Raw genomic sequence first — 9,174 nt, 5'->3', positions numbered from 1 at the left:
TGCCAAAGAAACTTTGGGATGGACTCGGTTTGGTCTCGATATTGGATACGGTAAACCGGCTTAATCGCATAATCTGAACCGCCGTATACGGAGCCGTACGTACGGTGGTGTGAGAGGACGGCGGTCGCGAGACCGCCTCCTACTCGATTGCAGTCACGAGCTTCCTGATCCCGGAACACGCTCTGCGAGTCTTTTATGAATAAACGTCCGTTGTATTTCGATTACGCCGCCACCACGCCGGTGGATGAGCGGGTCATCAAGGTGATGGTCGAGTGTCTGGGCTTTACCGGCAATTTCGGCAACCCGGCCTCCAGCTCCCACGTCTTCGGCCAGCAGGCCCGGCAATCGGTCGAACAGGCGCGATGCCAGGTCGCCGAACTGGTCGGCGCGACGCCGGGGCAGATCGTCTGGACCTCCGGCGCCACCGAATCCAACAACCTCGCGCTCAAAGGCGTGGCTCAGGCCCGCGGCATTGGCGGCGGCCATATCATCACCAGCCAGATCGAACACAAGGCCATTCTCGATACTGCGAAGCAACTGCAGGAGGCCGGTGTCGCGGTGACTTATCTGGTGCCGGACGCCGAGGGCCTGATCACCGCGCAAGCAGTCAGCGAAGCCATGCGCGAGGACACCTTCCTGGTGTCGCTGATGCTGGTCAACAACGAACTGGGCACCCTCAACGACATTCCCGCCATCGGTCAGGTCGTGCGTGATCGCGGAGCGTTGTTCCATGTCGACGCCGCACAGGGCGCGGGCAAAGTGGCGATCGATCTCGGGCAGTGGCCGGTGGACCTGATGTCTTTTTCCGCGCACAAGCTCTATGGCCCCAAAGGCATTGGTGCGTTGTACGTCGGTCCGCGTGCACAACAGCGTTTGCAGGCGCAGATCCATGGCGGCGGGCATGAGGGCGGTTTGCGTTCCGGCACGCTGGCGACCCATCAGATCGTGGCCATGGGCGCGGCCTTTGCACTGGCGGCGGCTGCGTTCGATGAAGAGAAAGCCACCATCGTGCGTTTGCGTGAACGCTTGCTCGAGCAATTGCAAAGTGTTCCCGGCGTGCGCCTGAACGGCAGCCCGACCCGGCGCATTCCCCATACCCTGAGCCTGACCTTCAGCGAAGGCGAGTTCAACCCGGCGGCGTTGCTGGCCTCGATCGCGTTTTCCGCGACCTCGGCCTGCAATTCCGCGAGCAATACCCCATCCCATGTACTGCTGGCCCTGGGGCATGATGCCCGTTCGGCCAGTCGCACCATTCGCTTGAGCCTCGGGCGTTTCACCACCGAGCAGGACATCGACCAGGCGGTTCAACTGATCAAGGCAGCCTGCGCCAGTGCTCCGGCATTCTGGCAATAAGGCGACGAAGCGCCGGCGCTGATCGGCACCCAACAATAATGATGAAGTGGTTAGCAGGAGACACGATGAATACGCAGCTTTCGATCAATGGATCGGTGCCTCAGCGCCTGGCGCAAACCCGCGAATTGATGAGCCGGGAGGGCATTCACGCCTTGCTGGTGCCGTCGGCCGACCCGCACTTGTCCGAATACCTGCCGGGCTACTGGCAGGGGCGTCAGTGGTTGTCGGGTTTCCATGGTTCGGTCGGCACCCTGATCGTGACCCCGGATTTTGCCGGCGTCTGGGCCGACAGCCGTTATTGGGAGCAGGCGACCAAGGAGCTCAAGGGCAGCGGCATTGATCTGGTCAAGCTGCAACCGGGTCAGCCCGGGCCACTGGAATGGCTGGCCGAGCAAACCCCCGAGGGGGGCGTTGTCGCGGTCGATGGCGCGGTCATGGCCGTGGCTTCGGCACGGACCCTGGGCAGCAAGCTTGAAGAGCGTGGCGCCCGTCTGCGCACCGACATCGACCTGCTGAGCGGAGTCTGGAACGACCGCCCAGTCCTGCCGAACGAACCGATCTATCAGCACTTGCCACCACAGGCGACCGTCAGCCGTGGCGAAAAACTCGCCAAACTGCGTGAAACCCTTCAGGCGCGGGGGGCCGACTGGCATTTCATCGCCACCCTGGATGACATCGCCTGGCTGTTCAACCTGCGTGGCGGCGACGTGTCGTTCAACCCGGTGTTTGTTTCATTCGCCTTGATCAATCAGCAACAGGCCACGCTGTTCGTTGCCTTGAGCAAAGTCAGCGCCGAGTTGCGCGCCATCCTCGAACAGGACGGCGTGACCTTGCGCGATTACAGCGAAGTCTCTGCCGCACTGCGTGCCGTACCGAGCGGTGCGAGCCTGCAAGTCGACCCGGCGCGGGTCACGGCGGGGTTGCTGGACAACCTCGACAGCGGAGTGAGGCTGATCGAAGGCCTGAACCCGACGACCCTGGCCAAATCGCAAAAAAGCCTGGCCGATGCCGAACACATCCGTCAGGCCATGGAACAGGACGGCGCAGCGCTGTGCGAATTCTTCGCCTGGCTGGACTTGGCGCTGGGGCGCGAGCGCATCACCGAACTGACCATCGACGAAAAACTCACCGCCGCCCGTGAGCGCCGTCCGGATTATGTGTCGCTGAGTTTCAACACCATCGCCGCGTTCAACGCCAATGGCGCGATGCCGCACTACCACGCCACCGAAGAGGAACACGCGGTGATCGAAGGGGACGGCCTGCTGCTGATCGACTCCGGCGGCCAGTACCTGGGCGGCACCACTGACATCACGCGGATGGTTGCGGTGGGCACACCGACCGATGAGCAAAAGCGCGATTGCACCCGCGTGCTCAAGGGCGTGATTGCCTTGTCCCGCGCACAGTTCCCGAAAGGCATCCTGTCGCCGCTGCTCGATGCCATCGCCCGTGCGCCCATCTGGGCGGAAAGTGTCGACTACGGTCACGGCACCGGTCATGGCGTCGGTTACTTCCTGAACGTCCACGAAGGTCCGCAAGTCATCGCTTATCAGGCCGCGCCTGCACCGCAAACTGCGATGCAACCCGGCATGATCACGTCCATTGAACCGGGCACCTATCGTCCGGGTCGTTGGGGGGTGCGGATCGAAAACCTGGCGATGAACCGTGAGGCGGGCAAGAGCGAATTCGGCGAGTTCCTGAAGTTCGAAACGCTGACCCTGTGCCCGATCGACACACGTTGCCTGGAAACATCGTTGCTGTCGGACGAGGAAAAACAGTGGTTCAACGCCTACCACGCCGAAGTGCGTGAGCGTCTGAGTCCGTTGGTCGAGGGTGTTGCACTTGAATGGCTGAACACTCGCACTACGGCTATCTGATCGGGTACAGCTACTGGTTCCTGTGTAGCTATTTGTTTATGTGCAGCTCAGGCGCTTTTTCCAGCGCCTGAGCCATATAGTCGACAAAGGCTTTGACCCTGGCGGATTGGTGACGATTCGCCAGGGATACGGCATAAATTGGCAGCGACAACGTACTGTAGTCCTGCAAAATCGCGCTCACCCGGCCGGCGCTCAGGTCTTCGCTGAATAGCCACACCGGTGACAGCGCAATCCCCAATCCCCCCAGCACCATTTCGCGGATCGCCTCGGAATTGTTGCTCTGCGCATTGCCCTTGATCCGCACTTCGTGGCGTTGGGCGTCTTTTGTGTACACCCACAGGTTTTGACTGCTCAGCAGGTTGAACATCAGGCAGTTGTGCCTGCCCAGTTCCTGCGGTGTTTGCGGTTGGCCGTTTTGCCTGAGGTAGTCAGGTGATGCGACGGTCACGCGGTGGGTACTGCCGACATGGCGAGCGATCAGGCCACTGTCGTACAGGGCACCGATCCGGAATGTGACGTCCAGCCCTTCGCCGACCAGATCCAGGTTTTGATCGCTCAGTTGCAGGTCTATCTGTACGTCAGGGTAGTGTTTGAGAAAGTCCGGCAACCGGGGTGCGATCTGCAGGCGCCCGAAACTCACCGACGAGCCGATTTTCAGAGGTCCGGCGACCCTTTCCCGACCGGACTGGAAGCTATGTTCTGCCGCATCCACGGCGGCGAGGATGGTCCGGCATTCGTTGTAATAGCGCTGACCTTCGTCCGTCAGGGATAGCTTGCGGGTGCTGCGGGCAATCAGCTTTCCGCCCAATCGGGTTTCCAGTGCTTGCAATACTTTGCTGATGGTCGGCTGGCTGGTCTGCAACTCCCGGGCAACGGCGGAAAAACTGCCCCGTTCGACCACCCGCACGAAAATCGCCATTGCATTGAGTTTGTCCACGGGATTCCTCATTGATGCTGTATCGGCATGATCACTATAGCGATATGGCGTCTTATCGGAATGAATAGGGCGAGGCAAGATTGATCCTGTATTCACTTCTGATGGGACATGGCGAAATGACTGACTCACTGAATATGCGCGCTCTGATGGTCGACTCGGCCAATGCGCCATTACGTTTGGTTTGCGTTGCACGGCCGGTGCCGCAGGCGGGGCAGGTATTGGTCAGGATCCGGGCCAGCGGTGTGAATCCGCTGGATGGAAAAATCCGCGCCGGGCAGGCGACCCATGCGGCTCAACCATTGCCGGCGATAGTGGGGATGGATCTGGCCGGAACCGTAGCGGCGTTGGGGGAGGGCGTCAGTGGCTGGCTGCCGGGGGATGACGTGTATGCCATGGCCACCGGTATTGGTGGTATTCAAGGTTCATTGGCCGAGTACGCGGTGGTCGACGCGCGACTGTTGGCTCGCAAACCACACAACTTGAGCATGCGTGAGGCTGCCGGATTGCCGCTGGTGCTGATCACCGCTTGGGAAGGTCTGGTCGACCGGGCTCGCGTTCGGCTCGGGCAGAAGGTATTGATCCATGGTGGCGCCGGTGGTGTTGGCCATGTCGCGGTGCAAATCGCCCGCGCTTTTGGCGCAGAAGTTTTTGCTACGGGCTCTGCCGGGCAGCAGTCGATTATCGAAGGGTTCGGCGCGACGTTTATCGATTACCGCAAGTCTTCGGTTGAAGACTATGTGGCGGAGCATACGGCCGGTGAGGGCTTCGACATTGTCTATGACACAGTGGGGGGTGAAACGCTGGATGCGTCATTCAAGGCGGCACGGATGTATCACGGTCATGTGCTCAGTTGCCTGGGGTGGGGGCAGCACAGCCTGGCACCGCTTTCCTTTCGCGGGGCGACTTACTCCGGTGTCTTCACTTTGCTGCCGCTCCTGACCGGCAAGGGGCGTGAGCATCACGGCGAGATTCTGCACGAGGCGGCGCAGTTGATTGAGGCGGGCAAGCTCGCGCCATTGCTTGACCCGCACTCGTTCACGCTGGAATCCGCAGAAGACGCCCATGTACTGCTCTTGTCAGGAGCGGCAAAGGGGCGGTTGGTGGTCGAGATTTAACCCAGGGCCTCGAGTACGAAGTCCAGTCGATCCTGGCCGAAGTACAGCTGGTTATCGACAAACATGCTCGGCGCACCAAACACTCCTCGCTGCACGGCTTTTTCGGTGTTGTCCTTGAGCATGGCTTTGACTTCCTCATCGGCGGTCAGGGCCAGCACCTCTTGTGGATCGAATCCGTTTTCGCTCAATACTGCCGCGACGGTTGCCGGTTCATCCAGGCTGCGACCGTCGACCCAAATGGCGTTGAACAGGCAGTCGATGAAGGCGGCAAAGCGTTCAGGGTGGCGCAACTGCATGCCTGTCACGGCGCGCATGAGCATCAAGGTGTTGATCGGGAAGTGCGGATTGAATTTCAGGGGCACGCCGTAGCGTTTGGCGTAGCGGTCCAGATCCTGAAACATGTAGCGGCCCTTGGCCGGGACAGTCGCCGGAGAGGCGTTGCCGGTGGCTTTGAACACTCCGCCCAGCAAGAACGGAATGTAGATCAACCGGGTATCAGTCTGTGCGCAAATTTTCGGTAGCTGGGTATAGGCCAGATAGGTGGCGGGGCTGCCGAGGTCGAAGTAGAACTCCACGGATTTGCTCATGGTCAAGGCGCTCGTCTTGTTGTTTTTTTTGGGGAATTACCAGCGTTCGCTCCAGGGGCGAAGGTCCAGCTCGAAGGTCCAGGCATCGCGGGGCTGGCTGTGCAGGTACCAGTAATTTTCGGCGATATGCTCGGGATTCAGGATGCCATCCTGATCCTTGGTGGCATATTTTTCCGGGAAGCTTTCACGGATGAAGTCGGTATCGATGGCGCCGTCGACGACGACATGGGCAACGTGAATATTCATGGGGCCGAGCTCTCGGGCCATGCTTTGCGCCAGTGCACGAATGCCGTGCTTGGCACCCGCAAATGCGGCGAACCCGGCAGCGCCACGCATGCCTGCGGTGGCGCCGGTGAACAGGATCGTACCCCGCTGGCGCCTGGCCATGCGCTTGGCCACTTCACGCGCGTTGAGGAAGCCGGAAAAACAGGCCATTTCCCAAATCTTGAAATACTTGCGGGCGGTTTCTTCGAGAATGCTGCACGGCACGTTGGCGCCGATGTTGAAGACAAATGCCTCGATGGGGCCGATCTCGCTTTCGATCCGCTCGACCAGCGCGATCACGTCTTCCTCCTTGCGTGCATCGCAGGCAAAACCGTGGGCCTCGCCACCATCGGCCTTGATGGCATCCACCAGTGGCTGGAGCTTGTCCGCACTGCGGCGGGTGACGCAGGCGACAAGACCCTCTTGGGCAAAACGCTTGGCAATGGCGCCGCCCGTGGCATCACCTGCACCGACAACCAGTACGACCTTCTTGTTATTCATGGGTAGATCCCTTTTGGTAAACGATCGTTAGCTAAACGAACGTTATGCTACGATTCGACAAGCGTCAAGGTGATCAACCTCGGGAGAAGGACAATGCGTTATTCGGCCAGTCACAAGCTGGAAACCAGGCAAAGGCTGCTGGAAAGCAGCGCGGTATCGGCCAAGAAGTCCGGATTTTCAACGGTGGGCGTGGACGGCCTGATGAAGGCTATTGGCTTGAGTGGCGGTGCTTTCTACAGCCACTTCTCGTCGAAAGACGAGTTGTTCGCAACCATTGTTGAACGTGAGTTGGGTCAAAGTCTGGCGCGACTGGGGGAGGGGCAGGATCGTGACAAGCTTGAGCGCTGCTTGAAACAGTACCTGAGCATGTCTCACGTCGAGAATCCGGAAACCGGTTGTGCATTACCGGCATTGGGGGCGGAAATTGCCCGTTCCGACCTGACAGTCCGCCAACAGGCAGAGCACTGGATTTGTCGGCTTCAGGAAAGTTGGGCAGGTGTTTTGCAAAGCGACAGCCTGGCGTGGGCGATTCTGTCGCAATGTATTGGCGCGCTGGTCGTGGCGCGTATGCTCGCTAGCCCGGATATCCAGCGCACAGTGCTGAAGTCCAGCTACGAGGAAATCGGCCGTCAGATCGCAAGTCCGAGAACCTGACGCGACGACCTTGCCTATTTGCAGATGACGATCATGCTGCGGCTGGTATAACCCGCAGGATTGAGGCCAAAAGGATAGTCGCCGGGCTCTTCCACGGCATCTCCCGACTTGGCAATGACCTTGTATCCCTTGGGTGCGCAGGAGTTGGCGGCGCTGGCGTAGCACTTGTCCCAGGATGAAGACAATCCGGAGCAGTTGATGTGTAGCCCTTTCTTGCCGTGCTTGATCTGTGTTTCCGAGGTCGCTGCGCAGCCTGCAATTGCAAGTACGGCGACCAGTATCAAAATTCGTTTCATTACTGTCCTTTTAGCGTCCCCGGATCTTGTGCCCGGGTCTGGCTGCATTCGCTTTCGCTTGACGCGTACCGATATCCCTATCTGGATTTGTCCATGGCATGACCTTGGGTTGCGGGGCTAAACATGGCCTAGTTGAGCGGTAAATACCAGACCCGTGTCATCTCCGCTCTCAATCTGCCGCTACTGCTGGCCTGGCGGCAGTGCTCATGGTCATGGTTGCGCCGACGGAGGCCAGGATGATGCACAGGATTGCCATCCACTGCGACAGTGAGAGGTATTCATGCAGGAACAGCAAGCCCGATAACGCACCGAAGGCAGGCTCAATGCTCATCAATGTGCCGAAGGTTCTGGCCGGCATGCGGGTCAGAGCGACCATCTCCAGGGTGTAGGGGAGGGCAGTGGACAAGACGGCGACGCCAAGGGCCACGGGGATCAGTGACGGGGTCAGCAATGCGGAGCCGGCATGGACAATACCGATAGGGGCTACAAAAAGCGCGGCGATCATTACCCCCAGTGCGGCGGTTTGCACGCCATTATCGGCCCCGGCCTTTTGGCCAAACAGAATGTACAGTGCCCAGCAGATCCCTGCACCCAAGGCATAACCGGCGCCTACCAGATCGATTCCTGCTGTCGCTTCTCCTGTTGGTATCAGTAACAGCAAGCCGACGGCAGCCAGGGCGATCCACAAAAAGTCGATAGCGCGACGCGAGGCGTAGATCGCCACGGCCAGTGGGCCGGTGAATTCAAGAGCCACCGCGATGCCCAGCGGGACGGTTTGCAATGACATATAGAAGAGGAAGTTCATGCCGCCCAGCGCCATCCCGTAGACGATGACGGTGCGCAGGGATCTTGCGGTGAATTTTGCCCGCCATGGACGCAGTATCAGCATCATGATCACGCTGGCAAAAATCAGTCGTAATGTTGTCGTCCCCTGAGGGCCAACAACGGGGAACATGCTTTTGGCCAGGGAGGCTCCGGACTGGATCGATGCCATGGCTATGAGCAGCAGCCCAACCGAGAACAGGGTAGAGGCCAGGCTGCGAGGCTGATCATTCATTACGTGGCATCGTCCGAAATATAGGAATCAAGGGTATTTCTTTTTGTGTTGGGCAATATACTGCGCATTCCCCGCAGGCGCGTCTATATATATGCAGTGTTTTTGTACATATCGGTAGAAAGCCAGAATCAGTGCTTGACGGCAGATTAAAGGTGTCTATAATTCGCCCCACTTCCGGCGCAGTCGAAACGGAAAACTCCTTGGTAAACAATGAGTTATGCAGTTTTCGGCAGCAGGTTGCTTCAGGTCATCGAAGCCAAAAGGGAGTTGAAAAAGAGGTGTTGACAGCAGYGTGTAACGCTGTAGAATTCGCCTCCCGCTGAYGAGAGATCTGAAGCGCAAGTGGTTGAAGTTGAAAAGGAAACTTGGAAARCTTCTGAAAAATACCACTTGACAGCAAATGAGGCTGCTGTAGAATGCGCGCCTCGGTTGAGACGAAAGATCTTAACCAACCGCTCTTTAACAACTGAATCAAGCAATTCGTGTGGGTGCTTGTGGAGTCAGACTGCTAGTCAACAGATTATCAGCATCACAAG

9 protein-coding genes and 1 pseudogene are annotated in these 9,174 nt (G+C 58.9%); 5 read left to right on the top strand and 5 right to left on the bottom strand.

Translation table 11 applies throughout. From position 1 onward, the window contains the following. From AC1DKH_RS29930 to AC1DKH_RS29920, 3 genes and pseudogenes are all read left to right on the top strand, one after another. A pseudogene (locus tag AC1DKH_RS29930) lies at positions 1–77 on the top strand (group II intron maturase-specific domain-containing protein); the annotation flags it as partial. Positions 78–195: 118 nt separating this feature from the next. Next, positions 196–1,353: a cysteine desulfurase family protein gene (locus AC1DKH_RS29925; protein WP_477800180.1), complete on the top strand. Its 1,158-nt coding sequence runs from the start codon at positions 196–198 to the stop codon at positions 1,351–1,353. A 65-nt stretch (positions 1,354–1,418) separates the two neighbouring features. Continuing rightward, on the top strand, positions 1,419–3,227 hold the full coding sequence (locus AC1DKH_RS29920) for an aminopeptidase P family protein (RefSeq protein ID WP_477760584.1): 1,809 nt from the start codon (positions 1,419–1,421) through the stop codon (positions 3,225–3,227). A gap of 28 nt (positions 3,228–3,255) precedes the next feature. Here the strand turns inward: AC1DKH_RS29920 and AC1DKH_RS29915 are convergent, their stop codons facing one another. Beyond that, a complete protein-coding gene (locus AC1DKH_RS29915) occupies positions 3,256–4,176 on the bottom strand; it encodes a LysR family transcriptional regulator (RefSeq protein ID WP_477800179.1) in 921 nt (306 codons plus the stop codon). Positions 4,177–4,280: 104 nt separating this feature from the next. Here AC1DKH_RS29915 and AC1DKH_RS29910 point away from each other — a divergent pair, with 104 nt between their 5' ends. Continuing rightward, on the top strand, positions 4,281–5,279 hold the full coding sequence (locus tag AC1DKH_RS29910) for a zinc-dependent alcohol dehydrogenase family protein (protein ID WP_477800178.1): 999 nt from the start codon (positions 4,281–4,283) through the stop codon (positions 5,277–5,279). Here AC1DKH_RS29910 and AC1DKH_RS29905 read toward each other — a convergent pair. Together AC1DKH_RS29905 and AC1DKH_RS29900 are read right to left on the bottom strand one after the other, a co-directional pair. Continuing rightward, complete coding sequence (locus tag AC1DKH_RS29905; protein WP_477800177.1) at positions 5,276–5,866, bottom strand: 2-hydroxychromene-2-carboxylate isomerase; 591 nt, start codon at positions 5,864–5,866, stop codon at positions 5,276–5,278. The genes AC1DKH_RS29910 and AC1DKH_RS29905 overlap by 4 nt on opposite strands. Positions 5,867–5,902: 36 nt before the next feature. Further along, the gene (locus tag AC1DKH_RS29900; protein ID WP_477756615.1) at positions 5,903–6,631 is read right to left on the bottom strand and encodes an SDR family oxidoreductase; all 729 of its coding nucleotides are present in this window, start codon (positions 6,629–6,631) and stop codon (positions 5,903–5,905) included. 93 nt (positions 6,632–6,724) lie between these two features. On the opposite strand from AC1DKH_RS29900, the gene AC1DKH_RS29895 reads away from it, so the two are divergent. Further along, positions 6,725–7,285 (top strand): TetR/AcrR family transcriptional regulator, encoded by a 561-nt coding sequence (locus tag AC1DKH_RS29895; RefSeq protein ID WP_477760582.1) that lies wholly within the window; start codon positions 6,725–6,727, stop codon positions 7,283–7,285. A 14-nt stretch (positions 7,286–7,299) separates the two neighbouring features. Here the strand turns inward: AC1DKH_RS29895 and AC1DKH_RS29890 are convergent, their stop codons facing one another. Together AC1DKH_RS29890 and rhtA are read right to left on the bottom strand one after the other, a co-directional pair. Continuing rightward, positions 7,300–7,581 carry a hypothetical protein gene (locus AC1DKH_RS29890; protein WP_477756613.1) on the bottom strand — a complete coding sequence of 94 codons (282 nt, stop codon included), beginning with the start codon at positions 7,579–7,581 and terminating at the stop codon, positions 7,300–7,302. Positions 7,582–7,750: 169 nt separating this feature from the next. Next, positions 7,751–8,638, bottom strand: a complete 888-nt coding sequence (gene rhtA / locus AC1DKH_RS29885) for a threonine/homoserine exporter RhtA (protein WP_477800176.1) — start codon at positions 8,636–8,638, stop codon at positions 7,751–7,753. Positions 8,639–9,174: the final 536 nt, after the last annotated feature.

The sequence above is a fragment of the Pseudomonas sp. 05L36 genome, from assembly GCF_056398125.1.
The sequence above is the reverse complement of the archived record's forward strand: the minus strand, read 5'-3'. Positions and strand labels throughout refer to the sequence as shown.